The 18,423-nt window shown below is 53.7% G+C and carries 20 protein-coding genes; 8 read left to right on the top strand and 12 right to left on the bottom strand.

Annotation, left to right across the window (positions count from 1 at the left end; translation table 11 throughout):
* Positions 1-14: 14 nt before the first annotated feature.
* The 8 genes from HOL66_07820 to dsrA all read right to left on the bottom strand — a co-directional run bounded on the left by HOL66_07820 (position 15) and on the right by dsrA (position 6,254).
* Complete coding sequence (locus tag HOL66_07820) at positions 15-1,439, bottom strand: (Fe-S)-binding protein (protein MBT5244138.1); 1,425 nt, start codon at positions 1,437-1,439, stop codon at positions 15-17.
* 93 nt (positions 1,440-1,532) lie between these two features.
* The gene (locus tag HOL66_07815) at positions 1,533-2,273 is read right to left on the bottom strand and encodes a nitrate reductase (protein ID MBT5244137.1); all 741 of its coding nucleotides are present in this window, start codon (positions 2,271-2,273) and stop codon (positions 1,533-1,535) included.
* Between the two features lie 90 nt (positions 2,274-2,363).
* Entirely contained in the window at positions 2,364-2,696 is a 333-nt protein-coding gene (locus HOL66_07810) for a TusE/DsrC/DsvC family sulfur relay protein (GenBank protein MBT5244136.1), read from the bottom strand.
* Positions 2,697-2,745: 49 nt separating this feature from the next.
* The gene (dsrH, locus tag HOL66_07805) at positions 2,746-3,048 is read right to left on the bottom strand and encodes a sulfurtransferase complex subunit TusB (GenBank protein MBT5244135.1); all 303 of its coding nucleotides are present in this window, start codon (positions 3,046-3,048) and stop codon (positions 2,746-2,748) included.
* A 20-nt stretch (positions 3,049-3,068) separates the two neighbouring features.
* Positions 3,069-3,497, bottom strand: a complete 429-nt coding sequence (locus tag HOL66_07800; protein MBT5244134.1) for a sulfurtransferase TusC — start codon at positions 3,495-3,497, stop codon at positions 3,069-3,071.
* A 4-nt stretch (positions 3,498-3,501) separates the two neighbouring features.
* Positions 3,502-3,861 carry a sulfurtransferase complex subunit TusD gene (tusD, locus tag HOL66_07795; GenBank protein ID MBT5244133.1) on the bottom strand — a complete coding sequence of 120 codons (360 nt, stop codon included), beginning with the start codon at positions 3,859-3,861 and terminating at the stop codon, positions 3,502-3,504.
* A 14-nt stretch (positions 3,862-3,875) separates the two neighbouring features.
* On the bottom strand, positions 3,876-4,958 hold the full coding sequence (dsrB, locus tag HOL66_07790; protein MBT5244132.1) for a dissimilatory-type sulfite reductase subunit beta: 1,083 nt from the start codon (positions 4,956-4,958) through the stop codon (positions 3,876-3,878).
* A gap of 39 nt (positions 4,959-4,997) precedes the next feature.
* Positions 4,998-6,254 carry a dissimilatory-type sulfite reductase subunit alpha gene (gene dsrA / locus HOL66_07785; GenBank protein MBT5244131.1) on the bottom strand — a complete coding sequence of 419 codons (1,257 nt, stop codon included), beginning with the start codon at positions 6,252-6,254 and terminating at the stop codon, positions 4,998-5,000.
* 544 nt (positions 6,255-6,798) lie between these two features.
* Between dsrA and HOL66_07780 the strand changes: the two genes are divergently transcribed.
* The 3 genes from HOL66_07780 to HOL66_07770 are packed head-to-tail and all read left to right on the top strand — an operon-like array spanning position 6,799 to position 8,979.
* Positions 6,799-7,704: a taurine catabolism dioxygenase TauD gene (locus tag HOL66_07780; protein MBT5244130.1), complete on the top strand. Its 906-nt coding sequence runs from the start codon at positions 6,799-6,801 to the stop codon at positions 7,702-7,704.
* Between the two features lie 13 nt (positions 7,705-7,717).
* Positions 7,718-7,939 carry a hypothetical protein gene (locus HOL66_07775; GenBank protein MBT5244129.1) on the top strand — a complete coding sequence of 74 codons (222 nt, stop codon included), beginning with the start codon at positions 7,718-7,720 and terminating at the stop codon, positions 7,937-7,939.
* A gap of 2 nt (positions 7,940-7,941) precedes the next feature.
* A complete protein-coding gene (locus HOL66_07770; GenBank protein ID MBT5244128.1) occupies positions 7,942-8,979 on the top strand; it encodes a heme A synthase in 1,038 nt (345 codons plus the stop codon).
* Positions 8,980-8,992: 13 nt separating this feature from the next.
* On the opposite strand, the gene HOL66_07765 is transcribed toward HOL66_07770, so the two are convergent.
* A complete protein-coding gene (locus HOL66_07765; GenBank protein MBT5244127.1) occupies positions 8,993-11,050 on the bottom strand; it encodes a HAMP domain-containing protein in 2,058 nt (685 codons plus the stop codon).
* A 320-nt stretch (positions 11,051-11,370) separates the two neighbouring features.
* Here HOL66_07765 and HOL66_07760 point away from each other — a divergent pair, with 320 nt between their 5' ends.
* The 4 genes from HOL66_07760 to HOL66_07745 all read left to right on the top strand — a co-directional run bounded on the left by HOL66_07760 (position 11,371) and on the right by HOL66_07745 (position 15,424).
* The gene (locus HOL66_07760) at positions 11,371-12,306 is read left to right on the top strand and encodes an exopolyphosphatase (GenBank protein MBT5244126.1); all 936 of its coding nucleotides are present in this window, start codon (positions 11,371-11,373) and stop codon (positions 12,304-12,306) included.
* 282 nt (positions 12,307-12,588) lie between these two features.
* Positions 12,589-13,905, top strand: coding sequence for a S41 family peptidase (locus tag HOL66_07755; GenBank protein MBT5244125.1), 1,317 nt, complete (start codon positions 12,589-12,591; stop codon positions 13,903-13,905).
* A 98-nt stretch (positions 13,906-14,003) separates the two neighbouring features.
* Positions 14,004-14,945, top strand: a complete 942-nt coding sequence (locus HOL66_07750) for an MBL fold metallo-hydrolase (GenBank protein MBT5244124.1) — start codon at positions 14,004-14,006, stop codon at positions 14,943-14,945.
* Positions 14,945-15,424 (top strand): thermonuclease family protein, encoded by a 480-nt coding sequence (locus HOL66_07745; GenBank protein MBT5244123.1) that lies wholly within the window; start codon positions 14,945-14,947, stop codon positions 15,422-15,424. Before HOL66_07750 ends, HOL66_07745 begins: the two co-directional genes overlap by 1 nt.
* Before the next feature lie 21 nt (positions 15,425-15,445).
* On the opposite strand, the gene HOL66_07740 is transcribed toward HOL66_07745, so the two are convergent.
* The 3 genes from HOL66_07740 to HOL66_07730 all read right to left on the bottom strand — a co-directional run bounded on the left by HOL66_07740 (position 15,446) and on the right by HOL66_07730 (position 17,037).
* On the bottom strand, positions 15,446-15,772 hold the full coding sequence (locus tag HOL66_07740; GenBank protein MBT5244122.1) for a hypothetical protein: 327 nt from the start codon (positions 15,770-15,772) through the stop codon (positions 15,446-15,448).
* Positions 15,773-15,881: 109 nt separating this feature from the next.
* On the bottom strand, positions 15,882-16,565 hold the full coding sequence (locus HOL66_07735) for a hypothetical protein (GenBank protein ID MBT5244121.1): 684 nt from the start codon (positions 16,563-16,565) through the stop codon (positions 15,882-15,884).
* 133 nt (positions 16,566-16,698) lie between these two features.
* Positions 16,699-17,037 carry a polymer-forming cytoskeletal protein gene (locus tag HOL66_07730; protein MBT5244120.1) on the bottom strand — a complete coding sequence of 113 codons (339 nt, stop codon included), beginning with the start codon at positions 17,035-17,037 and terminating at the stop codon, positions 16,699-16,701.
* Between the two features lie 201 nt (positions 17,038-17,238).
* Here HOL66_07730 and sat point away from each other — a divergent pair, with 201 nt between their 5' ends.
* Positions 17,239-18,411, top strand: a complete 1,173-nt coding sequence (sat, locus tag HOL66_07725; GenBank protein MBT5244119.1) for a sulfate adenylyltransferase — start codon at positions 17,239-17,241, stop codon at positions 18,409-18,411.
* The last annotated feature ends 12 nt before the right edge of the window (positions 18,412-18,423 follow it).

Genomic DNA, 18,423 nt, shown 5'->3' with positions numbered 1-18,423 from the left:
TTCGTTTTCCTTGTTTATTCTTTGGTTCCCAGCTGGATCGCATCGCTGACGAGCTGGTGAACACTGACAACCATGTCCATGGGGAAACCGTAGTACGGCATCACCTTGGCAAACTGGCTTTTGCAAATGGCGCAAATTGCCGCCATGTGGGTGACGCCGTGGCTATCAACGACGTCCTTTAATGCTTCCATTCTGGGTAGTGCGCCCTTGATGCGCAGTTCCATTAAATCATCGGTCAGCAGACCTCCGCCGCCGCCACAACAGAATGTTTTCTCGTTAATGGTGTCCGGGTTCATGTCGACAAAATTGTTGACGCTGGCCTTGATCACTTCACGCGGGATCATGAACTGGCCACCTTCAACATCGCCCATGCGGGTGGCCCGTGCGACGTTGCATGAATCGTGGAAGGTCAGCACCTTGTCGTCATTGGCAGAGGCATCGAGATTAATCGCCCCGCGCTGAATAAGATCGTAGGTGACCTCAAGAATATGTTGCGGTTTGGGGTATTTCGGGTCGAGGAAATCCCACGGACCGGCCAGAGAATTGAGGAAACTGTAGGCAACGCGCCAGGCATGGCCGCATTCGCCAAAAATGACGCGCTTGACGCCCAGATCCAGCGCCGCCTGCCTGATCCGCTGGGCGACTTTGTGCATTTGTTCATAGGAGCCAATGAACATGGCGAAGTTTGCGGCTTCGGAGGCGTGTGAGCTGACCGTCCAGTTAATGCCTGCCTGATGGAAGACCTTGGCGTAACCAATCAGGCCGTCAACGTGGGGTTCGGCGAAGAAATCAGCCGACGGGGTGACCAGCAATACGTCGGCTCCCTTTTTATCGACGGGGAAGCGCACTGTGATGCCGGTTTCCTCTTCAACATCCTCTTCAAGCCCTTCCATGGTATTAATCAGGGCATTTTCGGGCAGCCCAAGATTGTTGCCGATCTTGTGGACCTTGCCGAGGATTTCGTTGGAATATTTCGTGCCCAGGCCGATGTGATCCATAATGTCGCGGGCGGCCATGGAAATTTCGGCTGTGTCGATGCCGTAGGGGCAGAACACAGCACAGCGGCGGCACTGTGAACACTGATGGAAATACTTGTACCAATCGTCCAGCACATCCTTGGTCATATCCTTGGCGCCAACCAGTCCCGGCGCAATTTTGCCAGCGAATGTGAAGTAGCGCCGGTATACCGAGCGCAGCAGGTCCTGGCGCGCAACGGGCATGTTTTTGGGATCGCCGGTGCCGATGAAGTAGTGGCACTTGTCGGTACAGGCACCGCATTTAACGCAACTGTCCAGGTAGACGCGAAGAGCGCGGTTTTTTTGCAGAAGGTCGCCCAGTTTATCGACCGCCTTCTGTTCCCAGCCATCGACCAGTTCCCCGGGGAAACCCAATTCTGTCTGATGTTCAGGGGCAGCGATGAAGGGCTGGGAATGGGCCATCGCACCCTCAACGAGGGCAGGATTTTCCAGCTCTGTCCTAAACGGCGGGGCTGTGTATTCTGGTTTTTTAGCCACTTATAATTCCTCGCTCGCTTAAATCTTACTCTGCGTATCCAGCTTCGCCGCCCACGGTGCCAGATGGCGCTTGTCACGGGCGTCATCGACCTGGTTACGACTGGGGCTGAAAAATACGCCGGGGACGTGCAGCAATTTGGAAAACGGAAAAACAATCATCAATGCCGCAACCAGTCCCAGATGCAAAAGCAACACCGGGTCGGCGGGTAACGGTTGCAGGTCAAAACGCATCAGGCCAAGGCAGAAAGCCTTGAGGGCAATAATGTCGGTGCGGGCGACATATTTCATCATCAGGCCGCTGACACCGATGAGCGTCAGTAAGGCCAGCATCAGGTGGTCAGACAAGTTTGATATGTATCGAATGCGGTCAACCACAAAGCGCCGCGCCCAAAGACCAAGAAGCCCAGCGACCATGGCAAAGCCTGCGTAAATGCCAAACGGCTGGACAAGAACCACCCAGAACCAGACAGGTTCGGTGAAGTAACGCAGGTGGCGCAAGACAACAAGCACCAAGCCGGCGTGGAACAGCACGGCGAAAACCCAAATCCATTTATTGGATTTGAACAGGCTTTCAAAATAAATAACTTCGCGGGCCAGCCGGAAGGCCACACCTTTTTGGGTCATGGGCGCCGGCATCAGCGGAATCTTCAGCGGTGTTGGCGTGCTCCAGAATTGCCTGATCTTGAAGGCAACTCCGGTGACTAAAACCACCACGGCAAAATAAAAAACCAATGCGTAAGCGAGTGTAAAACCTGACATTGCTGCGACGCCCTCCGGTAATACTTGAAGAACTCATCATTCCGGGAGAAGCAACAAAACTCCCCCGGAATGAAGAAAAACAAAGATTGCTTAGACGCAGCCTGTCGGTTTGGGCAGGCCGGCGATTTTGCAGGCTTGTTTGGCTGGGCCGTACGGGAACAACTCGTACAGGTATTTGTTGGAACCCTTATCAGCGCCGAGTTTTTTCTTGACCGCTTTAACAAGAACACGAACCGCCGGGGCGATCTGGTATTCGTTGTAGTATTCGCGCAGGAAGTTGACCACTTCCCAGTGCTCGCTGGTCATGTCGATTTCTTCGTCCTTGGCGATCAGACCGGCAAGCTCTTCATTCCATGAGCCGATATCGATCAGGTAGCCTTCTTCGTCGGATTCAAAGCTTTTGCCGTTTACTTCATATGCCATAGTTCAAGTCTCCTTTTAAAAAATTCTGTGGTTCAAGATGTTCTGGCTGTTATAGCCAGGATTGTACGGTTCCATGTTCGACAACCAGATCGACAAAGCCGCCATAATCGACAACCGTGATGCCATCGGCCACGCTGTCATCGGCTATTCCCCGCGCCTGCAGGTCCGGGCCCATGACGAACATCGGATGATCGTTAGTTGCAGCCGCTACCTTGTCAGAGACAGATGTCCCCTTGGTTGCGGCCAAGACGCCGTCCTCGATCAGCAGGATCGGCGAACCTTTGACGCTCAACCTTAGACAACTGTCCAGGCTGTTGCGCTCGAAGGGAGATTTATTGATGGTATGAAGCATTGTCTGGTTCTCCCTTTCTGTTATCCGGAAATAACGATTTCTTGCTCGGCCATAATGCCGGCAAGTTCGGTGCTGGCGATGACTTCAACATCGATGACAAAGTCATCAGCAGTCAGCCCGCGCGCTTCCATGGATTCTTCTTCGACGATAATGCGCCATTCCATATCCATGTCCTCGTCCTCGTCGGCATCTTCTTTTTCCATTGCAATGATGCCGTAGGTTTTCGAGAAGTTCTTCATGTTGACAGCGTCGGTGTCCTGCCCTTTTTTGATTTGATAGACGCCATCATCGATAAAGACGATGCAGGCGTGCTGTTCAAAAGCGGCAGAGATCAAGACAGCTTCCAGCACTTCAAGCGCATAGATGGTTCCATAGGGCGCCTTGCGGTTGACGTACATGAACTTCTTGGTAATGCCAGCGGTGTCAAATTCGATTTCGGTTTCAGCCATTTTCTTAATCCCCGAACACGACAAGACGATCAGCGGCGATGCCGACCTCTGTCAATTGGCCAAGGCCTGAAATGCGGAACCCATCGGCAAGGTTATCTTCAACGATGCCGCGGCGAAGTGCGGCGGCGATGCAGACAACCAGGTCGACGTTGTGTTCAGCGCCCAACTCACCCCACAGTTTGACCAGATTGCGGTCATCGGACTGTGGCGCACTAAGTTTATTGGCGTTGTTGACGCCGTCGTAATAGAAGAACACACGCATCACCTGATGGCCTTTTTCGATCGCCGCCTTGACGAAATGATAGGCGGAATCTGAAGCCTGATGGGTGAACGGGCCTTCGTTGACAAGGATACCGAATTTCATCGTTTCATTAACCCCTAGAAATGAACGTGCGAGGACTGGTTCAGGGCGTTCCGTCCGCCACGCCAGTCTTCAATGTGATGTTTGGTGAACGGCAGGCTGGTCAGTTCAAAGAAACGCGGCCAACCGATACGATCAATCCATTCGGACATGCGTTCCCACGGGCGTCCGTCATCCTTGTAAGCCTTCAAAATCCTGTTGACGACTTCGGCGACTTCCGGCCAGCGCGGGGCGTTGTTGGGAAGGCCGGAAATGACCAGCTTGTGGAAAGTCGGTTTGGTCCGGGTGGAGGAATGCTTGCCACCAACCCAGATTGCGAGAACCGAATTTTCCGGATCGTTGATCTGCATCGGCGGGCACGGCGGATAGCAGGCACCGCAGCAGATGCACTTTTTCTCGTCAACTTCCAGCGAGGGCTTGCCGTCGATCAGGGCCGGGCGAATGGCCGCAACCGGGCAACGCGCGACAACGGCCGGGCGTTCGCACACATTGGACACCAGGTCGTGGTTGATAACCGGCGGTTTGGTGTGCTGGATGTTGATGGCGATATCACCCTGTCCGCCACAGTTGATCTGACAGCAGGATGTGGTGATCTTGACCCGGTTGGGCATCTCTTCATGTTTGAAGTCGTGATAAAGTTCATCCATCAGGGATTTAACGACGCCGGAGGCATCAGTGCCGGGGATATCGCAATGCAGCCAGCCCTGGGTGTGCGAAATCATCGAGATCGAGTTACCGGTGCCGCCGACAGGATAGCCATCTGCTTCCAGTTTCTCGATCAACGGATCAACGCGGGTTTCGTCACTGACCATAAACTCGACGTTAGAGCGGGTCGTGAAACGAACATGCCCGTCAGCCATTTCGTCGGCGATATCACACAGGTTGCGGATGGTGCCCAGGTCCATTTGACGCTGGGTGCCAGCCTTGACGGTCCAGATTGCATCACCACTTTTTGCAACGTGGTGCAGGACGCCCGGACGGGGACGGTCATGCCAGCTCCACTTACCGTAGTTTTCGCGCATTAACGGGTGCATCAGCGGCATCGGGTCAGGGACGCCACACTCAATAGGCATCCGCGGTTTTTCAGTAGCCTCACTCATTACTTAATTCTCCAATCTCTCGTTTTATGTTCAGGGCGCTTATTCGGCGGCCGCTGAGCCTGATTTGCGCTGGTCCCACTTTTCAGCCTGCTCGTCCCAGTCATCCATGCGGACATACGAGCTGGTGCGCGGATGGGCGACCATGTTGGGGTCGACATCCAGGCCAAGTGCGTCCAGATAATTGATCAGGCCGATACGGTCGATCATTTCACCTGTGCGCTCATGCTCCAGTGCGTTTTCGGCAAAGAACTCAACCATTTCTTCGGTCAGTTCTGTGAGTTTCTCGAAGTCTTCATCGGTTTCAAGCTTCATGAACGGAACAACCATGGAACCCATGAGATCACCAATCTTCAGCGTGCGCTTGCCACCGACAAGGATGGAAATGCCCTTGTCATCGCCCGGAGAGAGGGCTTTGGTCATGACGTTGATGCAGTGCATACAACGGACACAGCTTCGATTGTCAATATCAAGCGTATCATCGTCATTCAACGACAAGGCGCGTGTCGGACACATGTTGATAACCTGATCGTTGACCATCTTGCGGCCATTTTCGTTGACGAATTCCTTGACCTTGTCCTGGTCAACCTTGATGTCGTCACGCCAGGTGCCCAGAACCGCAACATCGGAACGGTGGGAAGCATTAACACAGTCGTTAGCGCAGCCGCTGAACTTGAACTTCATTTTATAAGGCAAGCTGGGACGGTGCATGTCGTCGAGCAGGTTGTTGATGACCGTGCGCATGGCGCGCGCTTCGTCATAGTTGGATTGTTCGCAACGGGCGGCGCCGACGCAACTCATCGAGGTGCGGATGGCGGCACCAGCACCACCAAGATCAAAACCAATCTCGTTCATTTCATCGAAGCAGACCTGGATGTTGGCGCTTGAAATGCCCTGGAACATGATGTCACCGGACTGGCCGTGAAAGGCGATCAGGCCTGAGCCATATTTTTCCCAGATATCGCACAAGTCGCGCAATGTCTTGGTGTCATAGTGCATACCGGCAGGGGGCATAACGCGCATGGTGTGGAATTCAGACGATTCCGGATACTCACCAGCGACTTCCGAAAAGCGCGGGATGATGCCGCCGCCGTAACCACGAACACCAACGGTGCCGCCCTTCCAGTAGCCCTTGCGGGTGTCATAGGAATGCTCTAGCTGACCGAGCAGGGATTTCATCATCGGTGCGTATTGCTGACTTTCGTCATTGGCCAGTCTTTTAAGGCCGGTCACGAAGCTGGGCCAGGGGCCGTCTTCCAGCTGATCCAGAAGTGGCGTTGCGGGCATTTGCTTTGCCATGTGAATTTCCTCTACAGGATTACGTTAAACTTCCCAGTGGGCAGTCTTGACATCAAGAATGCCATCGAAAGCGGTTATTTTTTTGGGTGGGCCAGATACAGAACCGCCATTATCCCCACCTTTTCCAAAAAACAGGACATCCGGTCCCGTTTGTTCAGGCCAGCCTGGAAACCCCTGGTGGCGACCTGATGGTTGGAAAAAGTTAAACGGCGCGATATCCCCTTATACTTCAGGGGCGATCAAATCTATGGCAGGCAACCCTCCTTGACTGAAAGCACTCCAGGTTATTTTTTGCCAACCTTATTGTTTTGGCGGGCCGCTGGTTGGTGGCGGTTCCGTTTGTTATCTTGTATATTACTATAATCTAATATGGTTTAATGAATCTATAGCTTTTTTCATAAAAATACTCTTCACGTTAACTTCTGTATAAAGCTATGTTTTCTGCCGTTATTTTATTGTTTTGAAGCGATAATTGGGGTCAAATAGAATTGATTCCGCAACTGCGAACAATCGCCATTTGGATAAAAAAGAGAGTTTTTTTACAGTGAACCAATCCGTCATCCAGCCCGATTCCTTCGATCTTGATAACGATGCGGCATATGCCAGATGGCGTGATGACAAGTTGAATGACTATCCCGAATGTGCCGAAGCGTTGATTGTCGAAGTCGGCGATTTTGAAAACCCGACCGCAACCGAGTGTGCCGCCCTGCGACACAAGATCGCTAAAACCAATATGGCGCTCTATGTCAGCAAGACTGGTTTCGATGGAGATGTAGAACGGGCCAAGAAGGCGCTTGATTCCCTGGCGGCATCTTTCGCTCTTAGCCATCGGGACGCCAATCTTTGTGCTGATGAAGATGCGATCACGCCCCTTAGTGTCGCCGAGGGCGGACGCCGGGGCCGTTATATTCCCTACACAAACCGGCCGATCAGCTGGCACACGGACGGATATTACAACAAGCCCGATCAGCAAATCAGGGCGATGATCCTGCATTGTGTAAACCCGGCAGAGGGTGGCGGGGCTAACGCTTTGATGGATCCTGAAATCGCCTACATTCTGATGCGCGAGGAGAACCCTGATTTCATCCGCGTCCTGATGCACCCTGATGCAATGCTGATACCGGCAAACGATGAAGGCGCCGGTGTTATCCGTGCGGCCCAGAGTGGCCCGGTGTTTTCCTGTCCGGATGAGGGGGCGTTTCTGCATATGCGCTATACCGCCCGGACTCGCTCGATCGTTTGGCGTGATGACCCCTTGACCGCGCAAGCCGTTGGCTTTCTGTCTGAATTGATGGCCAGCGACAATCAATACATTTACAGGCATCGTCTGGCAGCCGGGGAAGGGGTATTGTGTCATAACGTGCTTCACAACCGGACTGCTTTTGAAGATGATGAAAGTCAACAACGGCTGATTTTAAGAGCGCGATATTTTGACCGCATTGCCTATTAGGGAGAAGACGACTTTGAGTGCTCAGGACTCCATTACCGATTTGGAAACCATCAATGCCCCATGGAACAAGACCGTGACGGTGCAGGAAGTCACCTATGAAGGCGGTATGAAGATGCTGCGTCTCAGGATCAAGGAGGGTATGCGTTTCACCGATCTTGAACTGGATGCCGCGACCCTAAAACGTCTCAACGGTTCGCTTTCGGACTGGTTGGCGCTCAACGCGGAAGGCTCCTGACGATGAATGCGATTTCCGATACTGAACTTCATCGCCGTCACGTGATCATTGCCATGTGGTTGTTTGGCGTTATCGCCATGGTTTTCGCCATGGTCGTGCTGGGTGGGGTTACCCGGTTGACCCATTCGGGCTTGTCGATGGTTGAATGGCGACCGGTTACCGGCTGGTTGCCGCCCATGGGTGAGGCCGAGTGGATGGCCGTCTTCGATAAATACAAGCTGTCACCGGAATTCCAGAAAGTGAACAAGCACATGGACCTGGCCGGGTTCAAGGCGATCTTCTGGTTTGAATTCCTGCACCGCCTGTGGGGACGATTAATCGGTGTCGTGTTTTTTGTGCCCTTCGTCTTTTTCCTGCTGCGTGGTTGGCTCAACCGGGACCTCACTCGCAAAATGCTGTTGATGTTCGTGCTTGGCGGTTTGCAGGGCGTGATGGGGTGGTACATGGTCAAAAGTGGCTTGGTAGATCGACCCGATGTCAGTCAGTACCGTTTGACGGCCCATTTTTCGCTGGCCCTGGTTATCATTGGGGTTATCGAATGGGTCGCTTTGGGATTGCTGTTTAAATACGGGTCGAAAGACGGGGTGGCGCGTCCGTTAAAGGCTTTCGCCATGTTGGTTTTTGTATGGGCTTTTGTGACCGCACTGTCAGGCGGTTTCGTTGCCGGATTGGACGCCGGTTTTGCCTACAACACATTTCCATTGATGGACGGGGCGTTTTTCCCGGCTGATCTTTATCAGCTCTCACCCGTTTATTTGAACCTGTTCGAGGACATTTTGAGTGTCCAGTTTAATCACCGGATTTTGGCCGAAGCCTTATTGGTGTTGGTCGCCGTCTTATGGTTCAGGGCCCGTCAAAGTGATTTAACACCGCGCGCCAGCTTGGCAGTCAATTGTCTCGCTGGCGTCGTGCTGATACAGGTAATACTGGGCATCACGACCTTGCTGCTGGTTATTCCGGTGCCGCTGGCAGCCGCCCATCAAGCCGTAGCCGTCGTCGTTTTCATATCGGCGTTATGGACGGCCCGGGAACTTGCCTGATCATCGGTCTCTGTTAAGCGTCTTTCAATCCACTAAGGAATGAATTGACTTCACTGCTTAGTTTTTCGGACTGCATTGACATCGTGCCTGCAGCGGCAAGAACATCATTTGCCGCTTTACCGGTTTCATCCGCGGCCGTATTGACCGAAGCGATATTGGTCGTCACGTCCGAGGTTCCGGCAGATGCCTGTTCGACATTACGGGCGATTTCAGATGTCGCCGCACCCTGCTCCTCAACCGCTGCTGCGATTGCCGCAGAGACCTCGCTGATTTCACCGATGGTCTTGGTGATGCCCTGAATGGCCTCGACCGATTGCTGGGTCGCGCCCTGAATATCACCAATCTGGCTGCCAATTTCCTCAGTCGCCTTGGCGGTTTGGTTGGCCAGATTCTTCACTTCCGAAGCAACAACCGCGAAGCCCTTGCCGGCATCGCCAGCGCGGGCAGCTTCGATGGTCGCGTTGAGGGCCAGCAGGTTGGTCTGATCGGCGATGTCGGTAATCATTTCGACGACCTCGCCGATTTTCTGGGCAGACATGGCCAGACCCTGGACCATTTCATCAGCCTTTTGGGCGGCATCCACCGCCGTGCCGGAAATTTCCGTCGACTGCTGAACCTGACGGCTGATCTCGCTGATAGAGGAGGACAACTCTTCTGCTGCTGAAGCCACTGTCTGGACATTGGTTGAGGCTTCTTCCGCCGCCGCTGCCACTGCTGTTGACTGGCGTGATGTTTCCTCAGCCGTTGCCGACATCCCTTCGGCTGTCATTTTCATGGTGTTGGAGGCATCTCCAACCTCGCCCAAAACCGAACTGACGCTGTTTTCAAAAGAGGCCGCCAGTTCTTCCATGGCAAGACGGCGCTTTTCCTTGGCTTCATTCTCGCTGGCTTGTTCGGCGGCCAGTTGGTCGGCTTTGATCATGTTTTCCTTGAAAACTTCAACAGCCTGGGCCATGTCGCCAATTTCATCGCCGCGGTGGGCACCTTCTATCTCGATGGACTTGTCGCCGCCCGCCAGAACGGACATGCTTTCGGTCATGCCGGCGATGGGCTGGGTAATGCCGCGAACAATTACAGTGACCAAAACAGCCGTAATCGCCAACAATACCAAGGTGAAGACCAGCAGGATCATAAATGTCGTGTTGGCGCTGGAGCGGATGTCGTGGGTTAAGTCAACAAGATCGCCTGCCACCTTATCTTCGACGACTTTCAGCAGGTTGATCTTTTTGGTGATCGTACCGAACCATTTGGGCCCCGTGATTCCTTCGACGGAATTTGTAATCGGGCTTTCAATGGCGATTTTGCGCATACGCTTGACCGAGTCCACATCTTCACCGACGACGGTGTTCGTCAGGAAATCCCGTTCTTCCTGGCTCGCATAAATGTCAAAGGTGCTCAGGAATGTGTTCTGCATCGCGATCAGTTGTAGGAATTTCCGGTAGATTCCGGGGGCAAATTTTCCAGCACCGAAACCGGCCCCGCCCATGGCGCGCTCGATCCCTGCGCGTTCCTTACCCTGAAGGAATGAGGTGTATGCCGTAATCGATTTCGTGACTTCCGCATTGGTGCTCAGGACAGCCATTTCCACGACAATTTTCAAAAGTTTGGCGATTGTCGGGGTGTAGTAACCGGCCATCTTGGGAACCGTAATCGTGCGTCCTTCCACCCCTTTGCGGGTAGCATCCAAACCGTCCAGGGCTTCGGTTGCTGTGGCGACCTTGTTGACCAGATTGGTGCCGAAGGATTTTGCATTAAAGGATGTCAGCGCCGTATTCAGATCTGCGTGGACTTGTGAAGACAAGGCCCATTGTTCAGGTAGTTCTTTGACAAACTTGGTGCCTTTAGAGCCGATAAATACTGCCGATGTTCCGCGTTCTTTTTGTAGTTCGTGGACCAGGGCGCTTATTGAGGGGGCAAGTTCCGCCAGTTCCTGAAGGCTGTCCATTTCCGAAACGACACTGCGTTTGTCAAGGATGGTCATGCCCGAAAAGATCAACATACCCACGATCGGTAAAACAAGCGCCAGCGCAATACGTGCGCCAATTTTGGCATTTTCAAGAAATGAAAACATTAAGAAACCCCTCTAAAAAACAAATTCGATTTGATCAGCCCGTTTGCCACGAACAAAACATCGTGCTGAATTCTGAAATATTGGTTTTTGCCCCAAACCTACATGACTTACATCAATAGTATTGTATTCACACAATATTGCTATGGCCATAGTCTTAACAATTTTGTTTCCAAAATCGGAAAAAAAGCCTCTCAGCGAATTGATATTGTTGACAGCCCTGCGATACACCATAATGTGTACACTTATATGGACCGGAATCATGGTTCCTTTAGCATGGATAAGGCATACTGTGCAGGAATCATTGGCTGAATATAGAGGGGATGTTCATGAGCGAAGGCAAATACAGGCTTGTAACGCGAAGTGATTTTGACGGTCTGGTCTGTGCCGTTCTGTTTAAGGAAATGGACATGATTGATGAAATCAAATTCGTCCATCCCAAGGATATGCAGGATGGTACGATTTTGGTTTCGGAAAATGACATCACCACCAACTTGCCGTATGTCAAAGGTGTCCACTTGGCCTTTGACCATCATTCCAGTGAAACTGTTCGCCTGGACGAGCAGTCTGACGATTACATCATCGATCCGGACGCCCCATCGGCGGCGCGGGTTGTCTACAATTACTACGGTAAGGACAAGCTGCCTGATATATCAGACGAGATGATGGACGCGGTCGATAAAAGTGACTCGGCCCAGTTCAGTGTCGACGAAATTCTCGAACCCACAGGGTGGGTGCTGCTCAACTACATTATGGACGCCCGCACCGGGCTTGGCCGTTATCGTGATTTCAGCGTTTCCAATTATCAGTTGATGATGCAACTGATTGATTATTGCCGGGGTCACACGGTTGAAGAAATTCTCAACCTGGCTGATGTTAAAGAGCGCGTCGACATGTACAGGGAACATCTGGAACCCGCCAAAGAGCAAATCAAACGATGCACCAAAGTTCAGGGCAATCTGGCAACGCTTGATCTTCGCTACGAGGATACGATCTTCGCGACCAACCGTTTCATCCTGTATGCGCTGTTTCCAGACACCAACATCTCCATTCACGCCATCTGGGGGCTTAATCGCCTGAATACGGTTTATGCGGTTGGTAAATCGATTGTTAACCGTACATCGAATACCAATATTGGTGAATTGATGCTCACATACGGCGGTGGCGGTCATGAAAATGCCGGAACCTGTCAGATTGAAAATGAAGATGCCGACACGGTTCTTGAAGAGTTGGTTAAGAAAATTACCGCTGACGGCTGACGTATTGAAAGTTTTAGACGTTTTATGAATAAGTTGAAACGCCCGGTCAGGCTATTGGTTCTGGTCATTGGGCTTGCCGTTGGCGCCTCGCTGGCCCCTTCATTAAGCAGTTGCAGTGTTGTCTCCGATAAGATCGGCTTGACCGGTACTGCCAGTGTCACCACCGATACCCGAAGTCAACTGGAACGCTTTGAAGCGGCTTATAACAAGTACGTTATTTCCGATGCTGGCGGGGACGCTGAAGTCCGTACAAACGGTCTTGATCACTTCCGCGATGCCTTCATGCGGGTGCGCTACGATTATGTTCGCGACGTGCCGGAATCCGTCCTTGTCGATACGGCCATCCAGGGCATCGAGGAAAGCGAGCCCAAACCCATGCCCGGCAAGGTCGAACCCGCCGTGCTGATCGAGGCGGCGCTGGACAAGATGATGACCTCCCTTGATCCCCATTCCAGTTATCTGAACCCCGATGAACTGAAGGAAATGAAAGTTTCCAACCGTGGCGAATTTGGCGGTCTAGGTATTGAAGTCACCATGGACGGCGATTTCGTCAAGGTCGTCTCGCCAATTGAAGATACCCCGGCTTCCCGTGCTGGCCTGATATCGGGTGACCTGATTTCCCACCTTGATGGTGAGCCGATCAAGGGAAAATCATTGATGCAGGCGGTCCGTTTGATGCGTGGCAAGCCCAATACGATCATTCGCCTGACCGTCAACCGCGCCAAGCTTGCTCCTTTCGATGTGGAAATCCGACGCGCCATTATTAACGTGCGTTCGGTGCGCTGGCGTCTGGAAGGTGACATCGGTTATATCCGGGTCGTCAGTTTCTCTGAAAAAGTGGCCCCGGGCATCGATGCGGCGATGGAAGAAATCAGCGACAAACTGGGTTCCGAACTGGCCGGTGTGGTTCTTGATTTAAGGAACAATCCCGGCGGCCTTTTGCACCAGTCGTTGACCCTGTCCGATGCTTTTCTTGAGCATGGCACCATCGTTTCGGTGCGTGGGCGCAGGCCCGGAAACGAGCGGGTGTTTGAAGCGGAGCGTGGCGACCTGGCTGATGGTTTGCCACTGGTCGTGCTGATCAATCCGGGCTCTGCTTCGGCTTCCGAAATTGTCGCTGCGGCTTTGCAAGACCACGGTCGGGCGGTGATCATGGGCCAGCAGTCTTTCGGCAAAGGCTCGGTCCAGACCATAACGCCATTACCCCAGGAAGGCGCTCTTCGCCTGACCACCCAGCTTTATTATTCACCCACCGGCCACGCCATTCAGGCCCGCGGGGTTACCCCGGACATCGAAATTATCCCGATGCCTGTGTCTGAGCCAAAAGACCAACCGGTTGCCAAGGCCGAACCCAAGGACGAGGACGAGGACGAGGCCGCAGACGCGGCCAAGGTCGTGCGTCGCCGTGAGGCTGATTTGCCCGGCGCCCTTGCCGCCGTCGGTGACGAAGAATCCCATCCCCATCCAAAACTTCCGGCCGAAAACTGCGTGCCTGTCGGCGAAAAAGAGGACCGGACCCTGGGCTGCGCCCTTGCTTTGATCCACGCCGGTTCGCAGGCGAAGTTTCTGGTTTCGGTCAAACAAACCCTCGCCAACTAGGAACCTTTCGCGTGCACGATCCCCTGCTCAATGTCGCTGGCGACATTATTGAAACCGCGGCCCTTAAGGAAATCGCGCCCGGCGTTCACTGGCTGCGGATGCCGCTGCCTTTCCAGCTTGATCACATTAACCTGTGGGTGCTGGAAGACGGCGAGGGCTGGACCCTCGTCGATACAGGTATCAACCGCGAGGAAGTCCGCGCCGCCTGGGAGGTGTTGTTTGCTGGGCCGCTTAAATCCCGCCCGGTGAAACGTGTCATCGTTACCCATTTTCATCCCGACCACATGGGGCTGGCCGGCTGGTTGACGGAAAAATTCGGCGTTGAAATGTGGACGACGCAAACCGAATGGGCGACAGCAAGCAACCTGTACGTTGACGGTGATCCCGAACACACCACTCGCGCCCGCGACTTTTATCACGCAGCGGGTTTCGGCGTCGATCTGATGGCCGAAGTCGATAAGCGCCAGAACCCGTATCCGAAACGCATCTCGCCGGTGCCTGAAACTTTCCACAAAATCGAGGACGGCGATATCATCGAGATCGACGGTCTGGACTGGCGGATCATCGTCGGCACCGGCCATTCACCCGAACACGCTTGCCTGTATCGCAGCGAGGATCATATTTTGATTTCCGGCGATCAGATATTGCCGAAAATCACCCCCAACGTCAGCGTCTGGCCGCAGTTTCCTGAAAAGAACCCGCTCGACCTGTTTCTGACCAGCCTGGATAAATTTCGCGGCCTTGACCCTGAAACTCTTGTCCTGCCCAGTCACAACTGGCCGTTTCGTGGTCTCCATGAGCGCCTCGATCAATTGGCTCATCACCATGATGAGCGCTTGGATGATGTGGTCCGTGCCTGCGCAGAACCGCTGAACGCAACCCAGGTTCTGGGGCACCTGTTCAAGCGTGAGCTGGATTCCCACCAGTTGTTTTTCGCCATCGGCGAAAGTCTGGCCCACCTGCATTACCTGATCGGGCAGGGCCGCATGGTCAAGGAAACGGGGCCGGACGGTGTCGACCTGTTCCAGGCTTCAAACTGATGGCCCGCGCCCTTATCCTCACCTTGTTGCTTGTTCTTCAGGCAAGCCCGGCCCAGAGCGATGAGATCACCGGCAAGGGCCGTGCCATTGATGGTGATAGTCTGACGATCGACGGGGCGGAAATCCGTCTGTACGGCATTGACGCGCCGGAACTGGCCCAGACCTGCACCACCAAAAAAGGCAAGCTGCAACAGTGCGGCGATCTTGCCCGCCAGATGCTGGATACCTTAACCAAAAATGTGAACGTCAAATGCCAGACACAAACCACGGATACGGACGGGAAAATGGCGGCGATTTGCTTCGCCGGGCCGTTTGATATCAACGAGCAGATGGTGGCGGCCGGTTGGGCGTTTCCGCTAATGAATGAAGTGGCGGCTTACGAGCGGGCCGAAAAATTCGCCCGGGCCCGGGCCGAGGGTATCTGGCGTGGTACTTTTATTCCGCCGGCCCAGTGGCGCGAACAAAATCCCGGACAGTAAGATCCTAAAAGCCGTGTTTGATTATTTGCGGGCCGCCGCCTTGCGTTCGGCGCTCAGGGTTTCCTTGGTCTGTTGAACCCCGGCGCGCAGTTTGGCTGCTTCCTGCGCCTTCTGGCGAGCCTGCAGGCTGGGGCTGACCCACATTTCCTTTTGCTCGCCTGATCCGTTTTTGGAAATGCGGACCACCTTGACGGCTTCCACATCGGCTTCCTTGTCCAGGTCTTCGGCGCTGATCAGGGCGCTGCCGAAGGCGCCACCGTCAAATTTACTGTGCGGCGACCACTTGCCGCCCTTCATGGCCATGATTCCTAAGAAATACTTGTCGTTGTCGCTTTGCTGTTCGTTCATTTCAACTTCGCTGTTTTAAGATCGTGAGCCCCAAAAATAATAAATAATTCAGCAAAAAGGGAGTCCTTTTTTATACGCCATCGGGCACCTGTATCAAAAAGGGGTGATGTTAATTCTTGCCGTAACTTCCTTCGGGCATTTTGATGGGCTTGTCGCCAAATTTTGGGATGCGCCCGACCAGGGCTTCCAGCATGATCAGTTCGGTGTCCTTGTGATTGACCATTTTTGCCTTCTCGATGAATTTTGTCCCGCGCGCTTTCGGGTCGGCGTGAAAGTTGCGCGGCCCTTCGTGGTGGGTGGTGTTCAGGGCTTCACGGACCCGCGGTTCCAGTTTTGATTTCAAAACCGCCCGCCCGTAACACAGGCACACGTAATTGCGCTCAGGGTAAACCTCCAGATAAATGCCGGTGCCGCGAATGCCGATGGTCGCAAGCGGCATGTCGATGCGCAGCGGCCCCGGCCCGAACACCGACATAATGCGCCCCGAAACCACCCGCAGCACCGCCTCGACGCCGTCTTCGTCATCAGGAAAAATGATCTCGCTGTCATCGCGGACAAGATAGGCATTGAAATCAATAACCAGCACCGCTTGCCCGCCCGCGCCCGTGGTCACTTTGTCCCCGGGTTTGACAGCAGCACCTGCCACCACCGGGGTCCCGTTAACCCGAACATCGCCTTTAACAGTATGCATCCCCGGCCTGACCATAGCCGCCATGGCCCGGGGCAAAAACCCGGCAAAGCCAAGGGCGCCTACATGCAGGGCAAAACGAAGCAGGGTACGACGGTTGAACATATAGGGAGGATAGCGGTATTGGGGCGGGGGTGGGAGGGTAAAAGGAGAGAAGCCCTACTTCTTCATTCCCACTCCGACCGTTTGCAGGGTTTAAGCCGCAAGCGTCGTTGTATAAAACTCAGACGCGCCCGATTTAAGCAGCCGCCGGAATGCACTGGGCTTGCATGTGCGCGCCCGGTGTGACGGTCAGGTTGTCATAGTGCAACTCACCTTTGACGCGGGCGGTTGCCAGCAGTTCAATGTTATGGGCACTGATCGAGCCGTTGACGGTGCCACTGATGACAACCGTGTCGGCGCCGACGGTGCCATGGATGGAACCGCTTTCCAGTACGGTAATGGTGCGCCCGGCAATGTCGCCATCGACGGCACCTGCAATTTCCATATCACGAAGAGCATCACCGTCACTGTCTGTACTTGTAGACAGACCGGTCGGGAAACTCGGGATGTCATCTTTAAAAGCGGCAACCACCATGACGGAATTCCTTATTTCAATAAAAAACTGCGAATCGTAGCTACAAGACTAGGAATGTTCGGGTAAAGACTTCGTAAACAGCGCTTCAGCAAGACGCATAAACCGGCCTTATAGGGTATCGGTATTTTAATGATAGCCCGCAGCCCCTGACATTTGTTACAACCCCCCCCTGTTCCATTTATTGATGAAGGAAAAACAATAATGTCGAAGCTGGTGTCGCCTCACGGTGGCGGAGAACTTAAATCTCTTTTAGTTGCTGAAGTCGAACGCGCCGCTGAACTTGAGCGTGCCCGTGGTTTGAAACAAGTTCCGATGACGTCGAAGGAAACTTCCGACGTTCTGATGTTCGCCATGGCCGCCTACACGCCGCTGGATGGCTTCATGAACGAAGCCGACTGGAAAGGCGTTTGCGCCGACATGAAAATGGCTGATGGACTGTTCTGGCCGATCCCGATCACCTTGTCAGCAGCTCAAGGTTTAGCCGACAGCATTGGTATTGGTGAAGAAGTCGCCCTGATTGACGGCGAAAGCGGCGACATCATGGCGGTTATGCAGGTCTCCGAAAAATACGCCATCGACAAGGAATTTGAGTGCCAGCACGTGTACACCACCACCGACACGGCCCACCCCGGCGTCGCCAAGGTGATGGAGCAGGAAGCGGTCAATCTGGGTGGTTCTGTCCGGGTGCTCAACGAGGGTGAATACAAGGAAAAATACAGTGATTTGTATTTCAGTTGCGCCGAATCGCGGGCCTTGTTTACGCAGAAAGGCTGGTCGCAGGTCGCCGCTTTCCAGACCCGCAATCCCATGCACCGTAGCCACGAGTATCTGGCCAAGATCGCCGTTGAAATTACCGATGGCGTGTTCATTCATCAGGTCTTGGGCAAACTGAAAGCGGGCGATATTCCGGCCGAAACCCGGACCAAGGCCATTCAGGCGATGATCGATAACTATTTCGTCGATGGCACCGTTATTCAGGGTGGTTATCCCATTGAGATGCGTTACGCGGGGCCGCGCGAAGCACTGATCCACGCCCTTATCCGCCAAAACTTTGGTTGCTCACACCTGATCGTCGGGCGCGATCATGCCGGAGTCGGCGATTATTACGGCCCCTTCGACGCCCATCATATCTTTGACAGCTTGTGGGACGGGGCGCTTGAAACCCTGCCTCTTAAAATCGACATCACCTTTTATTGCACCAAGTGCTACGGCATGGCGACGGCCAAAACCTGCCCACACGACAAGGCCGACCAGGTTCATATCTCGGGCACCCAGCAACGCGAAATGCTGACCGCCGGGGAAGATATCCCGCCTGAATTCAGCCGCCCTGAAGTGATTAAGGTATTGCAGGATTTTTATGCATCGCAAAAGTAACCGAAACGCTGC

This window comes from Rhodospirillaceae bacterium (assembly GCA_018662005.1).
In the GTDB taxonomy this organism is placed as follows: domain Bacteria; phylum Pseudomonadota; class Alphaproteobacteria; order Rhodospirillales; family JABHCV01; genus JACNJU01.
Note: the sequence above shows the minus strand (reverse complement) of the source record. Positions and strands in the feature narration are given on the sequence as shown.

What these genes read in the sequence shown, in the direction of transcription:
- HOL66_07810 (MBT5244136.1), bottom strand. Translation starts at nt 2,696, where the DNA reads ATGGCATATGAAGTAAACGGCAAAAGCTTTGAATCCGACGAAGAAGGC.
- HOL66_07820 (MBT5244138.1), bottom strand. Translation starts at nt 1,439, where the DNA reads ATGGCCCATTCCCAGCCCTTCATCGCTGCCCCTGAACATCAGACAGAA.
- HOL66_07740 (MBT5244122.1), bottom strand. Translation starts at nt 15,772, where the DNA reads ATGAACGAACAGCAAAGCGACAACGACAAGTATTTCTTAGGAATCATG.
- dsrB (MBT5244132.1), bottom strand. Translation starts at nt 4,958, where the DNA reads ATGAGTGAGGCTACTGAAAAACCGCGGATGCCTATTGAGTGTGGCGTC.
- HOL66_07755 (MBT5244125.1), top strand. Translation starts at nt 12,589, where the DNA reads ATGCGGGTGCGCTACGATTATGTTCGCGACGTGCCGGAATCCGTCCTT.
- HOL66_07745 (MBT5244123.1), top strand. Translation starts at nt 14,945, where the DNA reads ATGGCCCGCGCCCTTATCCTCACCTTGTTGCTTGTTCTTCAGGCAAGC.
- sat (MBT5244119.1), top strand. Translation starts at nt 17,239, where the DNA reads ATGTCGAAGCTGGTGTCGCCTCACGGTGGCGGAGAACTTAAATCTCTT.
- dsrH (MBT5244135.1), bottom strand. Translation starts at nt 3,048, where the DNA reads ATGCTTCATACCATCAATAAATCTCCCTTCGAGCGCAACAGCCTGGAC.
- HOL66_07750 (MBT5244124.1), top strand. Translation starts at nt 14,004, where the DNA reads ATGCCGCTGCCTTTCCAGCTTGATCACATTAACCTGTGGGTGCTGGAA.
- HOL66_07815 (MBT5244137.1), bottom strand. Translation starts at nt 2,273, where the DNA reads ATGTCAGGTTTTACACTCGCTTACGCATTGGTTTTTTATTTTGCCGTG.
- HOL66_07760 (MBT5244126.1), top strand. Translation starts at nt 11,371, where the DNA reads ATGTTCATGAGCGAAGGCAAATACAGGCTTGTAACGCGAAGTGATTTT.
- HOL66_07735 (MBT5244121.1), bottom strand. Translation starts at nt 16,565, where the DNA reads ATGTTCAACCGTCGTACCCTGCTTCGTTTTGCCCTGCATGTAGGCGCC.
- HOL66_07800 (MBT5244134.1), bottom strand. Translation starts at nt 3,497, where the DNA reads ATGGCTGAAACCGAAATCGAATTTGACACCGCTGGCATTACCAAGAAG.
- HOL66_07770 (MBT5244128.1), top strand. Translation starts at nt 7,942, where the DNA reads ATGAATGCGATTTCCGATACTGAACTTCATCGCCGTCACGTGATCATT.
- HOL66_07730 (MBT5244120.1), bottom strand. Translation starts at nt 17,037, where the DNA reads ATGGTGGTTGCCGCTTTTAAAGATGACATCCCGAGTTTCCCGACCGGT.
- HOL66_07765 (MBT5244127.1), bottom strand. Translation starts at nt 11,050, where the DNA reads ATGTTTTCATTTCTTGAAAATGCCAAAATTGGCGCACGTATTGCGCTG.
- dsrA (MBT5244131.1), bottom strand. Translation starts at nt 6,254, where the DNA reads ATGGCAAAGCAAATGCCCGCAACGCCACTTCTGGATCAGCTGGAAGAC.
- tusD (MBT5244133.1), bottom strand. Translation starts at nt 3,861, where the DNA reads ATGAAATTCGGTATCCTTGTCAACGAAGGCCCGTTCACCCATCAGGCT.